General features: G+C 32.9%; 21 protein-coding genes. 15 read left to right on the forward strand and 6 right to left on the reverse strand.

What is annotated here, in order from left to right; translation table 11 throughout:
- Window positions 1-108 precede the first annotated feature (108 nt).
- Complete coding sequence (locus tag KO515_RS17080) at window positions 109-444, reverse strand: tRNA-binding protein (protein ID WP_215937545.1); 336 nt, start codon at window positions 442-444, stop codon at window positions 109-111.
- Window positions 445-493: 49 nt separating this feature from the next.
- On the opposite strand from KO515_RS17080, the gene KO515_RS17085 reads away from it, so the two are divergent.
- The 9 genes from KO515_RS17085 to KO515_RS17125 all read left to right on the forward strand — a co-directional run bounded on the left by KO515_RS17085 (window position 494) and on the right by KO515_RS17125 (window position 8,053).
- Entirely contained in the window at window positions 494-1,048 is a 555-nt protein-coding gene (locus KO515_RS17085; protein ID WP_215937546.1) for a thioredoxin family protein, read from the forward strand.
- Between the two features lie 121 nt (window positions 1,049-1,169).
- Window positions 1,170-2,558, forward strand: a complete 1,389-nt coding sequence (locus tag KO515_RS17090; RefSeq protein ID WP_215937547.1) for a hypothetical protein — start codon at window positions 1,170-1,172, stop codon at window positions 2,556-2,558.
- A gap of 151 nt (window positions 2,559-2,709) precedes the next feature.
- Complete coding sequence (locus KO515_RS17095; protein ID WP_215937548.1) at window positions 2,710-3,231, forward strand: PsbP-related protein; 522 nt, start codon at window positions 2,710-2,712, stop codon at window positions 3,229-3,231.
- Window positions 3,232-3,386: 155 nt separating this feature from the next.
- Window positions 3,387-3,932 carry an HNH endonuclease gene (locus KO515_RS17100; RefSeq protein ID WP_215937549.1) on the forward strand — a complete coding sequence of 182 codons (546 nt, stop codon included), beginning with the start codon at window positions 3,387-3,389 and terminating at the stop codon, window positions 3,930-3,932.
- Complete coding sequence (locus tag KO515_RS17105) at window positions 3,929-4,414, forward strand: hypothetical protein (protein WP_215937550.1); 486 nt, start codon at window positions 3,929-3,931, stop codon at window positions 4,412-4,414. Before KO515_RS17100 ends, KO515_RS17105 begins: the two co-directional genes overlap by 4 nt.
- Window positions 4,415-4,550: 136 nt before the next feature.
- Window positions 4,551-5,552 carry a lipoate--protein ligase gene (locus KO515_RS17110; protein ID WP_215937551.1) on the forward strand — a complete coding sequence of 334 codons (1,002 nt, stop codon included), beginning with the start codon at window positions 4,551-4,553 and terminating at the stop codon, window positions 5,550-5,552.
- A 50-nt stretch (window positions 5,553-5,602) separates the two neighbouring features.
- Window positions 5,603-6,739 (forward strand): tetratricopeptide repeat protein, encoded by a 1,137-nt coding sequence (locus KO515_RS17115; protein WP_215937552.1) that lies wholly within the window; start codon window positions 5,603-5,605, stop codon window positions 6,737-6,739.
- Window positions 6,740-6,793: 54 nt separating this feature from the next.
- Window positions 6,794-7,261, forward strand: coding sequence for a DinB family protein (locus tag KO515_RS17120; RefSeq protein ID WP_215937553.1), 468 nt, complete (start codon window positions 6,794-6,796; stop codon window positions 7,259-7,261).
- A 9-nt stretch (window positions 7,262-7,270) separates the two neighbouring features.
- Window positions 7,271-8,053 (forward strand): hypothetical protein, encoded by a 783-nt coding sequence (locus KO515_RS17125; RefSeq protein ID WP_215937554.1) that lies wholly within the window; start codon window positions 7,271-7,273, stop codon window positions 8,051-8,053.
- An 11-nt stretch (window positions 8,054-8,064) separates the two neighbouring features.
- Here KO515_RS17125 and trhA read toward each other — a convergent pair whose 3' ends face one another.
- The 4 genes from trhA to KO515_RS17145 form a co-directional block, all read right to left on the reverse strand.
- Window positions 8,065-8,691, reverse strand: a complete 627-nt coding sequence (gene trhA / locus KO515_RS17130; RefSeq protein ID WP_215937555.1) for a PAQR family membrane homeostasis protein TrhA — start codon at window positions 8,689-8,691, stop codon at window positions 8,065-8,067.
- A gap of 3 nt (window positions 8,692-8,694) precedes the next feature.
- On the reverse strand, window positions 8,695-9,387 hold the full coding sequence (locus KO515_RS17135) for a DUF4294 domain-containing protein (protein ID WP_215937556.1): 693 nt from the start codon (window positions 9,385-9,387) through the stop codon (window positions 8,695-8,697).
- Between the two features lie 190 nt (window positions 9,388-9,577).
- On the reverse strand, window positions 9,578-13,225 hold the full coding sequence (locus KO515_RS17140) for an ABC transporter permease/M1 family aminopeptidase (protein WP_215937557.1): 3,648 nt from the start codon (window positions 13,223-13,225) through the stop codon (window positions 9,578-9,580).
- A 25-nt stretch (window positions 13,226-13,250) separates the two neighbouring features.
- Window positions 13,251-14,141, reverse strand: a complete 891-nt coding sequence (locus KO515_RS17145; RefSeq protein ID WP_215937558.1) for an ABC transporter ATP-binding protein — start codon at window positions 14,139-14,141, stop codon at window positions 13,251-13,253.
- Between the two features lie 221 nt (window positions 14,142-14,362).
- Between KO515_RS17145 and KO515_RS17150 the strand changes: the two genes are divergently transcribed.
- The 6 genes from KO515_RS17150 (at window position 14,363) to KO515_RS17175 (ending at window position 20,525) form a co-directional block, all read left to right on the forward strand.
- Window positions 14,363-15,451, forward strand: coding sequence for a M42 family metallopeptidase (locus KO515_RS17150; RefSeq protein WP_215937559.1), 1,089 nt, complete (start codon window positions 14,363-14,365; stop codon window positions 15,449-15,451).
- Window positions 15,452-15,530: 79 nt separating this feature from the next.
- Window positions 15,531-16,082 (forward strand): NUDIX hydrolase, encoded by a 552-nt coding sequence (locus KO515_RS17155; protein WP_215937560.1) that lies wholly within the window; start codon window positions 15,531-15,533, stop codon window positions 16,080-16,082.
- 2 nt (window positions 16,083-16,084) lie between these two features.
- Window positions 16,085-16,762: a PrsW family intramembrane metalloprotease gene (locus KO515_RS17160; protein WP_215937561.1), complete on the forward strand. Its 678-nt coding sequence runs from the start codon at window positions 16,085-16,087 to the stop codon at window positions 16,760-16,762.
- A gap of 83 nt (window positions 16,763-16,845) precedes the next feature.
- Window positions 16,846-17,322: an acetyl-CoA carboxylase biotin carboxyl carrier protein subunit gene (locus KO515_RS17165; RefSeq protein ID WP_215937562.1), complete on the forward strand. Its 477-nt coding sequence runs from the start codon at window positions 16,846-16,848 to the stop codon at window positions 17,320-17,322.
- A 106-nt stretch (window positions 17,323-17,428) separates the two neighbouring features.
- Window positions 17,429-18,868, forward strand: coding sequence for an acetyl-CoA carboxylase biotin carboxylase subunit (accC, locus tag KO515_RS17170; protein ID WP_215937563.1), 1,440 nt, complete (start codon window positions 17,429-17,431; stop codon window positions 18,866-18,868).
- A gap of 115 nt (window positions 18,869-18,983) precedes the next feature.
- Window positions 18,984-20,525: an acyl-CoA carboxylase subunit beta gene (locus tag KO515_RS17175; RefSeq protein WP_215937564.1), complete on the forward strand. Its 1,542-nt coding sequence runs from the start codon at window positions 18,984-18,986 to the stop codon at window positions 20,523-20,525.
- A gap of 15 nt (window positions 20,526-20,540) precedes the next feature.
- On the opposite strand, the gene KO515_RS17180 is transcribed toward KO515_RS17175, so the two are convergent.
- Window positions 20,541-20,987, reverse strand: coding sequence for a DinB family protein (locus KO515_RS17180; RefSeq protein ID WP_215937565.1), 447 nt, complete (start codon window positions 20,985-20,987; stop codon window positions 20,541-20,543).
- Between the last annotated feature and the right edge of the window lie 21 nt (window positions 20,988-21,008).

Genomic DNA, 21,008 nt, shown 5'->3' on the forward strand with positions numbered 1-21,008 from the left:
TTGTCCTGATCTCGTATATTTCCATTGATAAACTCTGAATTTTCAAGTCTTTAAACCAATGAACCTTCGCAACTTTGAAACTCTGAAACTCTGCAATTTTTACACTTTTCAAGACACCTGAGAACCATTTTTAACCTTAGTTTCTGGATGTAGAAGAAACACGTCATTTTCTTTTACAGCTCCTACAACTAAACATTCGCTCATAAAATTAGCTATTTGCTTTTTAGGAAAATTAACCACAGCTATAATTTGACGATTCAACAAATCTTCTTTTTGATACTGTGTTGTTATTTGTGCAGACGACTTTTTGACTCCTAAGGCACCAAAATCTATTAATAATTGATAGGCAGGACGACGTGCCTTTGGAAAATCACTCACCTCTATAATTGTCCCAATTCGTAAATCGACCTTTGTAAAGTCTTCAAATGTTATTATCTTTTCCATATCTATAATTTACAATGATAAAAGTAACTAAATACAACAATAAATAATAATGGCACGCACAGAATCTAAAATGATACCACTAGGCACAACAGCTCCTCAATTTGAGCTTATAGACACCGTAGATCATACAAAAAAATCGTTACAAGAATTAAAAGGCACTACCGGTACATTGGTGATGTTTATATGTAACCACTGCCCTTTTGTTATTCATGTGAGTTCAGAGTTATCACAATTGGCAAAAGACTATATTTCAAAAGGCATTAATTGTATCGCTATTTCGAGTAATGATGCTGAAAATTACCCACAAGATCGTCCTGAGTTAATGGCTAAAAACGCCATAGATAACGATTATATTTTTCCGTATTTGTACGACCAAACTCAAGATATTGCTAAAGCGTATGGTGCTGCATGCACACCAGATTTCTTTTTATTTGACTCCGATTTAAAATTAGTGTACACAGGTCAATTAGATGATTCTAGACCAGGAAATGGAAAACCTGTAACTGGCGAAGACCTCAGAGCTGCGATGACGGCTTTAGTTAATAAAGAACCTGTAAACCCAAACCAAAAGCCTAGCATGGGTTGTGGTATTAAGTGGATATAGGTTGTATAAAAATCTACACTTATCCTGAAAATAGTATGGGATAAGGTGTATATTTATTGTTATATAACGAGTTGTGGGTAATTCCTGCTACGTTGAAAACAAAATATAAAATTTTAAAATAATGAATAAAATATTTATTATAATATTCCTAGTAGTCCCAATTGGCTTATCAGCTCAAACGTATTACAATTTAACGGATAAAGTTATTCCATACAGAAAGGGTAATTTATGGGGTTATGCTGATAGAAAATCTAAAGAAATATTAGTTAAACCAATATATGATTCTGTCAACCATGACTTTTTAAAAAAACTTCGTTGGATTCCAAAAGTTTCTAAGAATGGAAAATGGGGATTGTTTGCATATAATGCAGATAAAAAAAATTATGAACTAGTAGTTCCTATTGAGTACGATTCTATAACGAATCTTGGTTTTGTTAATAAAAATACTGCTTTATGGAAAAATGGGAGTTTCAGATTTTTAAATAACAAATTCAAAAATGCTTTTGATAAAAAAGATTATTTTATAGATTATTTTATTGAAGAAAAGTACGACTTTACTGTTATACTAAAAAGGCAAAACAAAAATGATGTTTGGTATAGGCAAATTGTTGGAGGAAGACCAAAAGCCATTGTATTAGATAGTATTTTTGAGATTAATAAAATTGTTAATGAAAAGCAATATTTCAATCTAAAAAAAGAAACGTCTGCTTTATTTTATAAAATCATTAATCAAAAGAAAGAAATTATTAAAAGCGAAAAAGATAATAATGTAACTTATGTAACAACAGAACCTGAACGTCCTAAAATGTATCCTCTATTATTTACAAATCCAAATTCGCACCAACAATATGTTTTCTACGAATATGGATATGGAAAAAATAAACTTGAGAGGTTTATTAAGGTTCCTACTACTGAAATATTGGAAATCGAAGATAAGGTAGTTCATCGTATAAGCTCAAAAAAGAACCAAAAACTCTCAACAAACACTAAATTTAGTATTGACAGTACCAACGATAGTAAAAAATATAAAACTAAAAAGAAAAACAAATACATTTTAACAGATAAATATTATAGCGACATTAGACTCATTCAGTCTTCTAAAGCAAAAAAGTTTGGTATAGCAAAAAAGGATGAAGCATTTTTACCAGATAACGTTTTGGTTGAACCTATATACAAAAATGTGTTACTATATAAATTAAGTAAGTACCGTGAAACATTTTTCTTAGTTTTAGAAAAGTCAAATGGGAAAAAAAGTATCTTCTATTTAAACAAAATTCAGGATTTTGAGTTCGAAGAATTACATGTATTTCAATCTGAATTAAGATATTCAAATAATGGGTTGAAAGGTGTAGCTTTTAGAAATCGGGAATTGACTTTTTTACCACCAAAATTTAGTGAAATCCCAGAACCAATTTATAAATATGGTTCTACTGATTTCTTAAAAGTATTTATCCCTAATAATGTTTACTATTATTTATCAACAGATGGTTTGGAATTCTATGAGAAATAAAACTACCCACAACACCGTGTATAATTAATTGCTTGGTCACTGCCGACTTACGAACATTCCTGCGGAATATTCTATCTGTGATTTATTTGCTAAATTAGTTGCTTAACCACGCCACTAACCATACACAACAACGTTGTAATTAATTTGAAAAATGAAAAACCTACTACTCATATTTATCTTATTTCCTATAATAATCATTGCGCAGGAACAAAACGAAAACGTAAAATATGAGAAAGATAATTACTCAATAGAATATCCATCAAATTGGATTTTAAATGATTCTGGCGACAACGGAACTAAAATTTTTCTATATCCTACAAATACTGAGAGTTCGGACATTTTTACGGAAAACATAAATTTAATCGTACAAAATCTGAGTGACACTACAATACCTCTTGAAAAGTACAAAGAGTTAGTGGAAAAACAGATTGGTGGAATGCTGACTGAACCTAAAATTGCTTCGAGCGAAATAAAAAACAAAAATGGATTAAAATCTCATCAATTAATCGCAGAAGGAAAATCAGGCAATTATAAGTTTAAAACCATTATCTACACTTATCTAACAGAAAAACAAATTTATACTTTGACTTTTGTAACGCTTTATGATAATTATAAAAACAACCATGTCGAATCATTGAGAATAATGGATAGTTTTAAGCTGACAAAAAAATAATTACAACTCCGTGTAAAATTAATTGCCTAGCACTAACCTACTCACGTAAATCCCATTGGATTTTCTATGTTATTATAATTTTTTAACTTAGTCGCTTAACCACACCACTAAATCAACAGAAACATATTACCCTACATTTGAAAAAACATTGAAAAATGATACGAAATTATTGGAATGAAGAATGGAAAGAGATTGTTTTTGACGACAAAATTTCCGAAAAAGAAAAATTTAAAATATCAAATTACGGTAGAATCATAAACTGTAAAACTGATGAAGAAGTTCTAGTTAAAGAATACTTTATAAACGGCTACCAGAATCTACCTGTCAAACAAAAAAAGAACGGAAAACAAACAAGTAGATACGTTCATAAACTTGTAGCGGAACATTTTTTAGAAAAAAATGACGGCATATGTGTGATTCATTTAAACTATGACAAAACCGATAATAGAATAGAAAATCTAAAATGGGCTACCAAAAGAGAAAAAGAACTGCATCAATTTAATCATCCAAATTGGGACGAAATTGTTAAAAAACGAAGTAAGAATATTGGAAAATTAAGCGAAGGAAAAGTGAAAATTATAAAACGACAATTAAAAAACGATAATAATAGAGTAAATATGATTGCAAAACGTTTTGGCGTATCTGAAACACAAATTCATAGGATAAAAACAGGAGAAAACTGGAGTTCTATAGCGGAATGAAAACTCACAGTAAAAAACTCATAGTTTTACTCACTTTTTTAGGTGTTTTCTGTTGTAAAGAATCTTCTAAAAACATAACAGAAATGACCTCTAGTGATATTGAAAAACTAGACAAGCTATTAAATTTCGAAAAATTCCGACCAACAAAAGTTAAGTTTAAGTATGTTTTTATCGATAATTCAGGTCAAAACGAAAGATTGTCTGTTCCTGGACCTTCCGACTATTATTTAGAAGCCCTTTTAGAATTTGATTCTATAACCTTTACGAAGATGAAGGCAATTGAAAAAGACATGGAATGGATAGAACAAAACCATCAAAAAGAAGCTTTTAACTTTGAATGGCTACCACAACACATACAACAAGAATTAGATACTAGTAATCCCAATTATAAAGGACATCCTGATTTGTTCTTTAACACAGGTAGTAATGGAAAAATATGGTATTTAAATAATAAAATATTGATTAAAAAATATTCAAACTAAACATGGTAACTAAATTATATTCAGAGCCAAACCATTAAAATTAGGCGTCACTTTTTGCCTAAATAAACCGAATCCTTCACAAGTCAGGCATTTTCAAATTATTATCTTTGTCATAAGACCCAATTAATTCAATCCTATGATTTTTATAGATAACGAAGGCCACACTAACCCTAAATTAAACTTAGCCTTAGAAGAATATGCCTTAAGACATTTTGATGCCTCTAAAGATTATTTACTCTTTTACATTAATGAACCTAGCATTATTATTGGACGCAATCAAAACACCTTAGAAGAAATTAACCAAGACTATATTGACGCAAACAATATCCATGTGGTGAGACGTGTTTCTGGTGGTGGCGCTGTGTATCACGATTTAGGAAATCTAAACTTTAGTTTTATCACTAATCACGATGGTAAAAGCATTAGCAATTTCAAAAAATTCACGGCACCTGTAATTAAGGTATTAAATGACATGGGAGTTACTGCAGAACTAAAAGGACGAAATGATATTTTAGTTGAAGAGAAGAAAATCTCTGGTACGGCTCAATTTTCAACTGGAAAACGTATGATTAGCCACGGAACTTTACTCTTCGATACCGATATGAGTGAAGTAGCTAAAGCGCTGCAAGTAAAAATGAGTAAAATACAATCTAAAGGTCATAAATCGGTACGAAGTCGTGTGGCAAATATTAGCGACTTTTTAGAGACCTCTATTTCAATGGCAGACTTTAAGAAGGAATTACTCATTGGTTTATATGAGGCCAGCGAACCTTTTGAAACCTATAAATTAACGGAGGCAGAATGGAAAGCTGTTCATGATTTAAAAGCTGAAAAATATGATTTATGGAAGTGGAATTTTGGACGTTCCCCTAAATTCAATATTCAACGCAACAAACGTTTTCCTATAGGTGAAATTGACCTTCGAATTTTCGTTGAAAAAGGCCATATTTCAGATTTTAAAGTTTTCGGTGATTTCTTCGGAAGACAACCCATTTCTGATCTTGAAACTTTACTTATTAATGTTCCTTATGATAAAAATGAAATTAATAAAATCCTAGAAGACGTTTCCATTGAAGATTATTTTGGTACTTTAGAAAAGTCCGATTTTATTAATCTTGTTTATGGAAATGACGAATAAAGACGTGCATAACTCTGCTTTAAAAAATCATCATACTATTACATCGAATTATGAAAAAAATTCTATTCACCTTAACCATTTGCCTTTTTCACTTCAGTAATTATGCTCAAGATCAATTAGCGACCGAATTAGAAGCCGCTTTAAATGAAGAACAATACGATAAAATCATTGGCGAACACGCTGATAAAGCAAATGACTACTCAGCCAAAGCCATATATTACATTGGAATGGCGTATTATATGAAAGCTGATGATGATAATGTGCTTAAATTAATGGATTTATCCATCCAAAAAGACAGCACTGATCCAGATGCTTATTTTATAAAAGGAATGACCTATAATTATATGGGACAGTTCGATAACGCTATCTCATCCTTTAATAAAGCTATTGCGTTAAATTCTAATGACTCTAATTATTATAGCGGTTTAGGTGATGCATTTATTAGTCAAGATAAGTTAGACCAAGCACTTTCAGCTTATACTACTGCAACCGAAAAGCACAAACCTATTGAAAGACCGTTTACAATGATTCCTCAAATCTATGCAGAACTGAATCAGCCCGATAAAGCATTAGACGCTTTTTACAAATCGAAAGACATGATTTCTAATGAATCTGATTCGTACATCATTGCACTTTATAACATTGGACTCTATGAATTTTTAAAAAAAGAGTATACAAAGTCTGAAATTGCCTATAAAGAATTGCTTGAAAGGGTTCCGAACGATTATGGATCTTATGCTAAATTAATTCAAGTTTACTACGGCCAAAAGGAGTACGAAAAAGCAGTACCACTTAAAGAAAAATTATATCTAGCCTATAACGAAGGGAAGTTAAAAGATTCATTAAAAACCAAGTTTTGTTTTGACCAGTTTGAATGGAATGGAAAGTTAATCTTTGTTTACGAACGATTTGAAGAGAACGAAGGAGAATTATATTATAAACATATATTCTACGTTACAAATGATAAAGGTGAAACTGAATTTACCATTCAAACTGAAAATTCGCCCATCTCTATAGAACTTGGAGGCTCAAAATACGTCCTTGGTATGGATAAAAATGGAACACATTCTACATTCAGATATGGGTTTGAAGAAGATTTTGATTATGATGATTTAAAAAAGACGGTTATTCTTGTACTTGAAGAAAAAATAAAAGCAGGAGCTAGTTCAAGAAAAAGCAAGAATTAACAGCAGCCCACACAATTTTATAAATTCATACTAACCAAATCACTACTGTAAAAAATGCCAACCTCAAAACAACTCGCCACACAAGTGCATCAGGTTTATTTTGGTGGTAATTGGACAGAGGTTAATTTAAAAACTACAGTTTCTAACATTAATTGGAACACAGCGATTAGAAAGATAGAAGGTTTCAATACTATTTTGGCGCTCACCTATCATATTCACTATTTCATTAAAGTGCAACTTAGAGTTTTAGAAGATGGTCCACTTATTGGAAACGATAGCGAAAGTTATAAGCACCCAAATATTTCATCACAAAACGAATGGGAAACACTTCAAAAAACCATGTGGAATGAGGCTGAACGCTTTACTAAAATACTATCAAAATTACCAGACACTACTTTAGACACTCCTTTTACAGATAAAAAATATGGTACTTACACATCTAATATTTTAGGTCTCATTGAACATACCCATTACCATCTTGGACAAATAATAATTCTAAATAAGTTACTTTTAAAGCCTTAAACCAAAAAAATGACTGAATCAAACAATACGACCAAAGACTTAAAATTTTATTCACAAAAATCTATAGGAATCGCTACGTTTATTGGCGGCCCAATGGCAGCAGGTTATTTAATTAAAGAAAACTACAAAGCTTTAAATGAAAATGACAAAGGAAAAACAGCATTAATCATTTCAATTATAGCAACAGTAGCACTCTTTGGTACCCTTTTTCTTATTCCAGAAGCTATAATGGATAAAGTTCCTAACATGGTAATTCCAGCAGTTTACACAGGAATTATCTACCTTATCGTAAATAAAATTCATGGCACAATACTCGATACACATGAAGCACATAATAACGCGTTTTACTCAGGATGGAAAGCAGCAGGTATTGGTCTAATTTCACTAATTGTCTTAGCAGCAATTATTGTTGCTTCTATCTTCTTAATTCCTGATGAAGCATATGATGCCTATGATGCTGAACTAGAGCAATTCGCAAAAAATGAAGAAGAATCATTAGTGTTTTACGAGCATTTTAGTACCGAAGATGACCTCACCCTTTTAAATGAACTTAATGATTTAGCCATTCCTAAATGGAAAGATAATATAGCCATCATTAAAAGAACTAATGCCATTGAAGATTTACCACTAGAACTCTTAGAGCAGAATAAAAAACTACTTAAATATTCAGAATTAAGATTAGAAGCTTTTGAGCTCTTTAAAAAATTAATTACTTATGATTCTGACAATTACAACGAAGAGTTAGATAGAATTCACAACGAAATCGATGCTGTTATTGAATCGTTATACTAACAAAAATGGTTTTAAATCACATAAAGGTAAACCATAAAAAAATGACAAATTGCACCAGCTAAAACAAAAATATGCCAAATGACATGATTGTAAGGAATTCTATGAATGGCATAGAAAATAATACCAACGGTATAAAATAAACCACCTGCAAACAGCCACAAAATTCCATTGGATCCAAGAGCTTCAGACGCGTTGGTAAAATCGAAAACAATCAACCAACCCATTACCAAATACAAAAGGGTTGAAAACACTTCAAAACGTCCTGTAAAAAAGAGTTTTAGAATCACGCCAAAAGCAGCAATCCCCCAAACAGTCCAAAACAATGGCCACCCTAAACTATCAGTGAGTAGAATTAATAAAACAGGAGTGTATGTGCCAGCAATAAGCAGATAGATGCTCACATGATCCACAATTCTAAAATAATGTTTGCGCTTCTCCCCTTCTACCGCATGGTAAAATGTTGAGGCTAAAAATAAGGTTATGATGGAAGCTCCATAAACAATTACACTAAATAAACTCCAAGGCTTTGTGTCATCTGTATGTATAATAAGTAAAACTAAAGCGACGATACCCAAAAGTGCTCCAAAACCATGTGTCCAAGCATTTAGTTGTTCCTCTAATTTTGTTTGAACGCGCATAATTTAACTTTTAGAATTACTAGGTTCTTTAGCTTTTTTTGTCCATTTATTTAGGCTGTCATAAAAATCAATTTCAAACGCTGGCTCTTGTCGTTTTAACCGCTCACTTTGAAATGCACGCTGTAGAATATCTTCTATTAAATAATCTTCCTCTTCATCTATAGGACTAAACTCCTTTTTTAAAGAAATATCAAACAAACTTGCCGTACTGTTAAACCAAAAGGCACGCCAGCCACTGCGTAATTCTTTAATAAGATCAAAGGTTGTTTTTCCGGTTTGCCTGTGAATGAGTTTTACCAAAATCTGACCTTCCGTTTTTGTGAGTTTCTTCAGTTCTGCCGAAAATTCATCTTCAATATAACTCTGAATAATCTTAGCATAGCGCTTCTTATCGCGTTTATGTTCTAAGCCATCTAAGCGGTCTTGTAAAGCCTCTAAACGTTCTGCAGCCAATTTAGCATACGGATACACTTTTAACGTTTTTCGTCTTAAAATAATATAACGGATCCGAGCTTCCCTGTCTTTAAATTTTAAATTGGGAAGTACTAAGACTTCTTTTAATTCTACTGATGTTACAGGAATAGAATCTCCTTCAATATACATGTAGTGCACTTCTGTAGAATCTTGTTTTACAGGATCTTCTTGCGCAGGCAACATTACTGAAAATAACAATACTATGTAAACGATATACCTCATGAAATTCTTTAGTGCCAAAACCATTCCAAAATCTTGATTTTAACCAAATTCAAAATTAATAATATTTAAAGTCTATAACCATAATTTCTTATTAATATTATTAAAATCATCTCAAAAAGTAACACCTATAAAAAAGACCTTTCAAATACATTGTATCCGAAAGGTCTTCAATATTAAAACTTAATTCTAATTATAGTTTTTGACGATTATCACCAGAATTTCTATCAATTAATTTATTGTAAGGGTCTACACCAACTTCAGTCGGCTTCTCATCAACAATAATGGTTATTTTATTATCAATAGCGGTAACTTTATGTTTCTTAAGATAGAGTTGCTCTTCTTTCATTGTTCCATCTACATCTTTCTCTGTAAAAATTCCGATATAAATATAATCTTTAAGTTGAAGCGATAAAATCGGTTTTGTTTTTCCTTCTGGTAAATATGAAATAGAATCTCTTCCAACTTCCGAAAATAATTGTTTTCCTTTGTCGTCATTTCTGTATTTACTGACTTCAAATTCTATATCTACTTTATATTTACCGTTATCAAGTTCTGTAGATTTAGCATTCTTAATTCTATTGTCGTAAACGGTTATAGTTTCAAACATATCCTTAATTACATATTGTAAACTATCTGGTGTAACCGCTTTAATGTGATTTACCATATCTATAGATGTAGTATAAGGTGGTTCTTGAAACTTTACCTTTTCTACATACGTTTTTAAGGCTCCATTTAAGACATCCTCACCTATATAATCACTAAGTGCATAAAATACTAACGAGCCTTTTTGGTAACGAATATATCCTTGTCCATCGTTATACATTAGTGGTTTTTCGCGCTTACGCTCAAAAGTTCTACTCAATAAATAATCGTCTAAGGACTTTCGTAAAAACTTACGCATCTGTTGTTTTCCAAGTTCTTTTTCAAGCACCTTTAAAGCCACATATTCTGATAAACTTTCAGATAACATGGTGGCTCCTAAAACATCAGCACCAATAACTTGATGTGCCCACCATTGATGTGCTACTTCATGTACTGTAATCGCATAGGTATAATCTATGCCGCCGTCTTCGCTATCATCGACTTCTGCAATAAAACCTGTATCTCCACCAAATGGAATAGTGTTTGGAAAAGATTGTGCAAAACCACCACTTGGGAATTCTACAATTCGCAATTGTCTGTGTTGATATGGACTAAAATTCTCGCTATTATATGCTAACGAAGCTTTCATGCCATCCATCATGCGTTCAAGATTATATTCATGGCCTTTATGATAGTAAATTTCTAGACTCACATCGTTCCATGTATCTTTTTTTACTTCATACTTTGCGGAATTGAAGGCGTAAAAATTCAAGATTTTACTATCCATTTTATAATGAAAATAGCGTCTTCCATCTTCCACCCATTCCTTTTGAAGATAGCCTGGAGCAATCGCAATTTGATCTTCACTAGTACTCACTGTGGCTTCAAAATCTATCCAATCGCTATCCTTTGAAATATAAGTGTTTCCTAACGCCGTAGAATCTGAAGGATGTGGTTTTAGCTTATTGGGAGGTAAATCATATTTTTCACGTGTTTTATCATCGGTAAGCTCTCCTCCATTATAACCCAAAGAAGGAAATAATTGAAAGTTATTGATAAAGGTTCCGTTTTCTATTATAGGTGAATTAGAAACCAAAAACGTATTTGGTTTGTTTTTAACCGTGAAATTTAAAGTCATCGAATCTCCTGGCATCAAGGGTTCTTTCAACTTATAAATATCAAAGTTGTAAAGTGTATCTTCTGAAACTAACGTGTTTTCACGACTGAATTTAAACGTACTTGGATAGTCATTATGATTTAAGAAAATACTATCAATTGCCGTATCTGTTTTATTAATCATAGCGTACTCACCAGACGATTCAAAATTACGATTGTCAATAAAGAGGTCCATATTTACTTTTACACCAACAATCCGAGGTTGGGCATAGTTTTCGTATTTCTTATAGGTTTTTTCCCAATCCACAGTCATTTCTTCAACTTCTTTAGAAGAATAACGATCGTTATTAATATTTGTAGCGTTATAGATGGTGTAACCCATAGTTAAAAAACCTCCTAAAATCAGAACAAACGTAATGGCCATTGGTGTTGTAAATCTTGCTTTAGCAATCATTAAGCGTTCTATAAACGAATGCGGTAAACCACGTACCCAAAACAATGCAGCAATAAGCATTAATACTAGGCCTCCAAGTACCCAATAGAATTTATAAGTTAAATAATTAGCTAATGAATCTCCGTATCCATTCATATCATTGAACCTAAATCCAGGACCTTCATTGTATTTGAATACGGCTTGTTCTACACCTGCCAAACTTAAAAATGGGATGGCTATAGAAATCACTAAAAGCACAAATAAACCTAAATACGGATTTCTAATTAATGTTTGAATCGATAATGCTAAGAAGGCCCAAACCACATAATTAATTAGTTTTAAACCGTATAGTTCTTTAATATATAAACCCAGTTCAATATCAAAATACCCTTTATACAATTGAAACAAAATACCCGAAACCATAATAACGGTAAGCAACAATATTTGCATTTTAACTATCGCAATAAACTTAGATAAGAATAAGGACCAATTTGGTATTGGAGTCACATCTTCTAAGCCATTAACATTAGCAATTTTGCTTCTATTCACCAACATACCTGCATATAAAAATGTACAAATATTAATAGCAAACACAAATGCACTACCACCTCGTAACATGAGCCAAGTTCTAGGATACGTTGTTGTTCCGTATGGGTTACCCACGTCTGCTAAAGCAATAAAGACAATTATTAATCCAACTAAAACAATACTTATAAACGGCCAACTTTTAACGATGTATTTAAATTCTACATTAGAAATTTTCCAGGTTGCTTTTAAGTTCTGAATTATAGAATAATCATAAGATACTTTTGGCAGGTTTATTTTAGTAATACCACCAAAATTACGTTTTATAGAACGCTCTCCCTTTACTTTTTTGAAAAGAGAAAATGACATCGCATTTTGGCTGAACGTAAAAAACTTATAGACCAAACCAAACACTAAACTTGCAACACCTAACCATAATAAACGATTGTACAGAATTAATTCCTTAATAGGAATATGCATTTCGTTTTGCTCAAAGACCGTCCAATAACTTGTGTAATAAGCAGAAGCAGACTCGCCAAAAGGATCTAATAATCCTGCCAAATAGCGACTGTCTGGATCGGATAATAAACTCTCAGTAACGCCTTGAACAAACAGCAATAAAATAACTGTTATAAAGCCTGCGGCAATATTTCTTGTGAAAGTGACTACCGCAAAAACAATAGCACCAAAAAGCAAAATATTAGGCAGAATAAAAAGCCAGTACGCATTAAAATACGATTTAATATCAAAGGCAATAATCAAATCAGAATTGGTGCCAGGTAATCTGAAACCAATGAACATTCCGACTCCAATAGTCATTACAATTAATGTTACAACGACAATGGCACTAAAAAACTTAGCAAATAAATAATTGGCCTTTGTAAACGGATACGAATATAAAATGGAATGCATTTCACTTTTAAAATCCCTATTAATAGAAGCTCCTATGATAGATGGAAATAAAAAGAAAATTAAAATAGCCAATCCATTAAATAAGCCCTTTACTCCCATTGGAGAATTCACAATACGAGAAGAACCTGTTGTGGCTGTTATACTATCAAATATGCCTGCTGTTGTTGCTGCCATAAATAATGATAACATAAAGAAAATCGCCATATAAATGTAAGTCGCAGGTCGTTTTGCCCAGTACTTTAATTCATAAAAAAAAATTGTAGAAAACATAGATGTACTTTTTTAGGTTAAAAAATTAAACGGCACTTACGGGTTCGTCTTGTTTTAGTGCTATAAAGTACACATCGTCTAATTGTGGTTCAACAGATTTAAAATCTTCATTGGGCTGATTATCACTAAATACTCTTATATTTAATGAATTGTCTTCGTTATAATTAGATGATAATAAATTGTATTGTGCTTCATGCGCTTCTAAATCATCTCTATCAATAACCTTCGTCCAAATACGACCTTGTAATTCTGCTCTTGCCTGAGATGGAGTGGCTTGTTTTAAAATACGTCCACCATTTAGAATCGCCATGTCATTACAAAGTTCTTTTACGTCTTCAACAATATGTGTTGAAAAAATGACGGTACAATTGGTACCTACTTCTCTTAGAACATTAAGAAAACGATGACGTTCCGCGGGATCTAATCCTGCTGTTGGTTCATCGACAATAATAAGTTTTGGATTGTTTAATAACAACTGTGCAATACCAAAACGTTGCTTCATTCCTCCAGAATAACCTGCCACATGTTTTTTACGCACATCATATAAATTGGTAATATCTAAAACTTCTTTTACTATGGCCTTTCGGTCCGTTTTAGAACCAATCCCTTTTAAAGTGGCAAAATAATCTAACAACGCTTCGGCCGACATTTTAGGATACACACCAAAAGATTGTGGCAAATAACCCAATACTTTTCGCAATGCCATTTTATCTTCTAAAACATTGATATCTCCAAACATTATAGACCCAGAATCCGGACTTTGCAATGTAGAAATGGTTCGCATTAAAGAGGATTTACCAGCTCCGTTTGGTCCTAAAAGTCCGAACATTCCTGTTCCGATTTCAAGGTTTAGATTATCAATAGCCTTTACGCCATTTTTGTATGTTTTAGTAAGGTTGGTTATGACTAGTTTCATGAATTTATATTTATTTGTTTTTTATGGTCACATAGAACATCCTAATTAATCATTTGATTGAATATCAAATTTTTTGGATGGATGTTTCATTGTATTGAGTTTAAGTTTAAGGTTAATGACGTATAAGTGTAAAAATAGTTGAATTTGTTACAAAAAATTTTCAAAAGCTATTAAAAGCTTAGGAAATCCTTTTATTTTTACAGAAATTCAAAATAATTCTTATGGCTTCAAAAAGCATTCTCAATAAAAAATCAATCGATTTCCTCGAAAAATATTTAAATAACGCCTCTCCTACAGGTTATGAATGGGAAGGTCAAAAAATCTGGATGGATTACTTAAAACCCTATGCTGATGAATTCATCACTGATACCTATGGTTCAGCAGTTGCGGTAATTAATCCAAATGCTAAATTTAAAGTGGTCATTGAAGGCCATGCTGATGAAATTTCTTGGTATGTGAACTATATTTCAGATAACGGATTAATCTACGTGATTAGAAACGGAGGAAGTGATCACCAAATTGCTCCGAGTAAAATTGTAAATATCCATACTAAAAATGGTATTGTAAAGGGTGTTTTTGGATGGCCAGCAATTCATACTAGAAGTAAAGCCAAAGAGCAAGCTCCAAAACCAGACAATATTACCATTGATATCGGAGCAAAAGACAAAGACGAAGTTGAAAAAATGGGAGTTCATGTCGGTTGTGTAATTACGTATCCAGATGAGTTTCATATTCTAAACAAAGACAAATTTGTTTGCAGAGCTTTAGACAATAGAATGGGAGGCTTTATGATTGCTGAAGTTGCGCGTTTATTGAAAGAGAATAAAAAAACGTTACCGTTCGGACTTTATATTACCAATTCCGTACAAGAAGAAATTGGTTTGCGTGGTGCTGAAATGATTACACAAACTATTAAGCCTAACGTTGCCATTGTTACAGATGTAACGCACGATACAACGACTCCAATGATTGAGCAAAAAACACAAGGTTATGCTGAAATCGGAAAAGGCCCAGTAATCGCTTACGCTCCAGCTGTGCAACAAAAATTAAGAGATTTAATTACAGATACTGCTGAAGAAAAGAAAATTCCTTTCCAACGTGCTGCACTTTCTAGAGCCACAGGAACAGACACGGATGCCTTTGCTTATAGTAATGGAGGTGTCGCTTCTGCTCTAATATCATTACCGCTTCGTTACATGCATACCACAGTAGAAATGGTACATAGAGACGATGTGGAAAATGTGATTAAGTTAATTTATGAAACATTATTGAAAATAGAAGACGGAGAAACGTTTAGTTATTTTAAATAACTAGCTAAGCTAGATTTATCAAAATAATAATTTTAAAGACCTCAAAGATTTCTAAAACCTCTGAGGTCTTCTTACAACTATGGACGAACTACTAGATATTGTTACAAAACAAGGTCAACCGACAGGGAAAACCGCTTTAAAGTCAGAAGCACATGCTAAAGGGTTGTACCATAACACCATTCATTTATGGTTGTACACCTCTAAAGGTGAAATTCTTTTACAACAACGTTCTCATAAAAAAATTATTTACCCTTTACTTTGGGATGTTTCCGTTGCTGGACACATTGATGCTGGTGAAACTTTTATTGAAGCGGCTTTACGAGAAACTGAAGAGGAAATTGGACTGAAGCTTGACGCAACTAACTTAAAACATATTGGTGTATTTCTTCATGAAACGTCCTATAACAATGGTAAAATTCAGGACAACGAATTTCATCAGGTTTTTATAACCGAATTAAAAATGCCTTTAGATCAACTTACTATTCAAGAAGCGGAAGTTGAAGCTGTAAAATTAGTAACGCTCAAAAACTTTGAAGAACTTTTAAAAAACAGTAGTATCAATAACCATTTTGTGACTAGTAATTCTGATTATTATAAATTCATAATCGAGTCTATCAAAAAAGAACATTAATTATGAATTTACTCCTACTAGCCCTCGCTCCCATCTGTGCCGTTCTCCTTTATATTTACGTTCAAGATAAACACGAAAAAGAACCAAGAGGCTTATTAATTAAAAGCTTTTTATTAGGTGCCATAGTCAGTATTCTTATTGTCTTTGTATTATATTTCTTTACAGGACGCTTCATTCCTATTACAGATCAATTCAGTGTTGGACAACAATTTATTCAAGCCTTTATAGTGGTTGCGTTGTCGGAAGAATTCAGTAAATACGTCATTGTAAAATACTATGCACAACCTAAAAAAGCATTCAACGAACCTTACGACGGTATTATTTATGCCGTTATGGTTTCCATGGGATTCGCGTGTACTGAAAACGTTATGTATGTGATTGAAGGCGGCTATCAAACCGCTATTTTAAGAGCATTTACAGCAGTTCCAGCGCATGCTACATTTGGAATACTCATGGGTTATTTTATGGGGAAAGCTAAATTCTCAAAAAATAGATTTGCACTTAATATGGCCGGATTATTCTTAGCCGTTTTATTCCATGGAGCTTATGACTTTTTCTTATTCATCAATTTCATTCCCGGAATATCTATTGGTGCTTTTGTGTCTTTAATTATTGGTATTGTATTATCAAAAAAGGCAATAAAACGCCATCAAGACGATTCTCACTTCAAATCTTTGTAAGATTCTTAAAAAAACCCTGATAAATTTCATATTTTGCAGTTCATTTAATGATTTCATACAAATCACATAATAAACTCCATTTTATGTACAAGATAAAAGTGAACACGTCATATGTTTTCAATGTCTCAAAAGAAGATAGTGAATTATTAGACACTGTAGAAACTGCCCATAATCAATACCACATTCTTCAAGATCATAAGCCTATAACCGCAGAGATCTTAAGCGCTGATTTTAATAATAAATTGTATACTGTTAAAGTAAACAATAGCACCTATGAGGTTGATATTTATGACGCATTAGATCTACAAATTGAAGAATTAGGTTTTGAAATCGGAGCCTCAAAACAGGTCAGTGATATAAAAGCACCAATGCCAGGTTTAATATTAGAAATCAGTGTTAAAGCAGGCCAAGAGGTGAACGAAAATGATGATTTATTAATATTAGAAGCCATGAAAATGGAAAATGTTCTAAAATCACCACGCCATGGAATTATAAAATCTATCGAGGTAAAACAAGGACAAACGGTTGATAAAAATTCCCTTTTAATAGAGTTTGAATAGACCTATCGTCAGTTCGAGTATTTTGTGAATTATAAGCGCAACGTATCGAAAACATGAATAAAAAATAAGTACAAATTAAAAGATAACTGCTTTGGCAGGCCTTAAGATGAAAAAACTACTAGTTGCAAACAGAGGAGAAATCGCCATCCGAGTGATGCGAACCGCAAAAAAAATGGGCATTAAAACCGTTGCCGTATTTTCTGAAGCTGACCGAAATTCACCGCACGTTCAACATGCAGATCAAGCGGTTTGTATTGGTCCTGCACCTTCAAATGAATCTTATTTACGAGGTGATAAAATTATTGAAGTTTCAAAAGAGCTCAATGTTGATGCCATTCATCCTGGCTATGGCTTCTTAAGTGAGAATGCTGATTTTGCGGAATTATGCGAAGCTAACAATATCTTATTTATTGGGCCACGTTCAAAAGCAATTCGCGTAATGGGAAGTAAGTTAGCCGCAAAAGAAACTGTAAAAGGCTATAATATTCCGATGGTTCCTGGTACTGATGAAGCTATTACTGATATTCCAGAAGCTAAAAAGATAGCTAAAGGTATTGGCTTTCCAATTCTTATAAAAGCTTCTGCAGGAGGAGGCGGAAAAGGCATGCGTATTGTTGAAAACGAAGCGGAATTTGAATCTCAAATGGATAGAGCTATTAGTGAAGCTAAAAATGCATTTGGTGATGGTTCTGTATTTATTGAGAAATATGTGGCGTCGCCAAGACATATCGAAATTCAAATTATGGCCGATATGCATGGCAACGTTATTCATTTGTTTGAGCGTGAATGTTCGGTACAACGTCGTCATCAAAAAGTAGTTGAAGAAGCTCCTTCTGCTGTGTTAACACCAGAATTAAGAAATCAAATGGGACAAGCAGCCATTAATGTGGCGCGTTCTTGTGATTATATTGGTGCCGGAACCGTTGAATTCCTTTTAGACGAAAACCTTAATTTCTACTTCCTTGAAATGAATACGAGACTTCAAGTTGAGCATCCTGTATCGGAATGGATTGCTGGAGTAGATTTAGTAGAACTTCAAATAAAAGTAGCCAGAGGAGAACATTTAAACATTATTCAAGAGGATTTAAAAATCAATGGTCATGCTTTAGAACTACGTGTTTATGCTGAGGACCCTATGAATGATTTTCTACCAAGCGTTGGAAATCTTGAAGTATACAAACTCCCCGAAGGAGAAAACATACGCGTTGATAATGGGTTTGAACAAGGTATGGATATCCCGATTTATTATGACCCAATGATTTCAAAATTAATCACTTATGGTAAAACACGTGAAGAAGCCATTGAAGTTATGATAAAAGCTATTGATAACTATCATATAAAAGGTGTGGAAACCACTTTACCATTTGGACGCTTTGTTTTTGAGCATGAAGCCTTTAGAAGTGGAAATTTTGACACGCATTTTGTAAAAAAACATTTTTCTCATAGTCTCTTAGAAGACCAGGAAATGTTAGAAGCTGAAATAGCTGCAAAAATTGCATTAAAGCATTTTTTAATGGAACAGAAACTTTTAAAAGTACCAAACTAAGTAGTTAGTAGTAGTCTCTATTCAGTGCATTTTTCAACTATAAAGTTAACTGACGACAAACAACATAAACAACATCAAATACAGCTTTGCGCTTTCGCAAGAAAAAATTATAAGCATGGAAGACAAAATAAAAATTCTTAACGACAAATTAGCTTTAGCTAAATTGGGAGGAGGACAACCCAGAATATACAAGCAACATGAAAATAAAAAATTAACAGCAAGAGAACGTGTTGCCTATTTACTCGATGAAGGGTCTTTTGAAGAAATTGGAGCTTTAGTTACCCATAGAACTAAAGATTTTGGTATGGCTGATCTGCAGTTTTATGGAGATGGTGTTGTAACTGGTTATGGTACTGTTAATGGAAAATTAATTTATGTTTTTGCTCAAGATTTTACGGTTTTCGGTGGGTCATTATCTGAAACACATGCTGAAAAGATTTGTAAAATAATGGATATGGCCGTCAATGTTGGAGCACCACTGATAGGTCTTAACGATTCTGGTGGAGCTCGAATTCAAGAAGGAGTCCGTTCATTAGGTGGTTATGCAGATATTTTTTATAGAAATGTACAAGCATCTGGAGTAATTCCTCAGATTTCTGCTATTATGGGACCTTGTGCTGGTGGAGCTGTTTATTCGCCTGCGATGACAGATTTCACGTTAATGGTTCAAGATACAAGCTATATGTTTGTTACTGGCCCAAATGTTGTAAAAACAGTAACTAACGAAGAAGTCACAAGTGAAGAATTAGGAGGAGCGAGTGTGCATTCGTCTAAATCTGGTGTAGCTCATAAAACAGCGACTAATGATGTGGAATGTTTAGAAGATATCAAACAACTGTTGAGCTATTTACCACAAAGCAATAAGGAAAAAGCAGACGATATCCCTTTTGAACTAAAAGATGAAGTTAGAGATGTGTTATCTTCAATTGTTCCAGAGAATCCAAATAAACCTTATGACATGCATGATGTTATAAAAGGCATTATTGATGAAGACTCTTTTTATGAAATTCATAAAGATTATGCCGAAAATATTATCGTTGGTTTTGCCCGATTAGGTGGAAAAAGTGTAGGTATTGTCGCTAATCAGCCGATGTTTTTAGCAGGAGTTTTAGATGTAAATAGTTCTAAGAAAGGAGCGCGTTTTGTTCGTTTCTGCGATTGTTTTAATGTTCCATTATTAGTATTAGAAGATGTTCCAGGATTTTTACCAGGTACTGACCAAGAGTGGAATGGAATCATTGTAAATGGGGCAAAATTATTATATGCTTTTAGTGAAGCTACAGTACCAAGAATTACAGTTATTACGAGAAAAGCATATGGTGGAGCTTACGATGTAATGAATTCTAAACACATTGGAGCAGATATGAATTTTGCTTGGCCTAATGCCGAAATCGCGGTTATGGGAGCTAAAGGTGCCGCAGAAATTATTTTTAAGCGTGAAATTGCTAAAGCAGACAATAAAGACGCTACACTCAAAGAAAAAGAGGCCGAATACGCCAAATTATTTGCCAATCCTTATAGTGCTGCGGAACGTGGTTTTGTTGATGATGTTATTCTCCCGAAAAACACAAGACGCAAACTCATTAAAGCATTTAGTATGTTAGAAAATAAGGATGTAGCGAAACCGGATCGTAAGCACGGGAATATTCCTTTGTAATTGAGTGTCTAAATTCTATTTATCCAACAATCGTCTGTGATAATTTATTTGTCCCAAATGATAGGCCAAGTGCGAGTTTAAATGAACTAAGAAATACTCAGTAGTCATAGGTTCTCCAAAAACATGGAGTTTATATTCACTTTGTAAATCATTTAGTGACAAACTTTTTATAGTCCGCTCTACACTAATTAATGTGTTTTCAAGTTGTTTGATTAATTCAGATTTGGGTACATCCTTTAATGAAAATTCTAATTCGCGCTGTCTTACATATCCAGAATCACCTAAAATAGCACCTATAAAATGATTCAGATTGGCAATAAGATGCAGACATAAATTTCCCGTAGAATTGGTAACTATACCATCTACCTTCCAAATATTAGGTTCATGCTTATATAGGTTAATTTCGTCAATCAATTTATTGATATCTCTTTTAAATAACTTTAGCAATGTATCTGTAAGCATAGGGTGTAATTCTTAAATATT

The sequence above is a fragment of the Winogradskyella psychrotolerans genome, assembly GCF_018860545.1.
In the GTDB taxonomy this organism is placed as follows: Bacteria; Bacteroidota; Bacteroidia; order Flavobacteriales; family Flavobacteriaceae; genus Winogradskyella; species Winogradskyella psychrotolerans_A.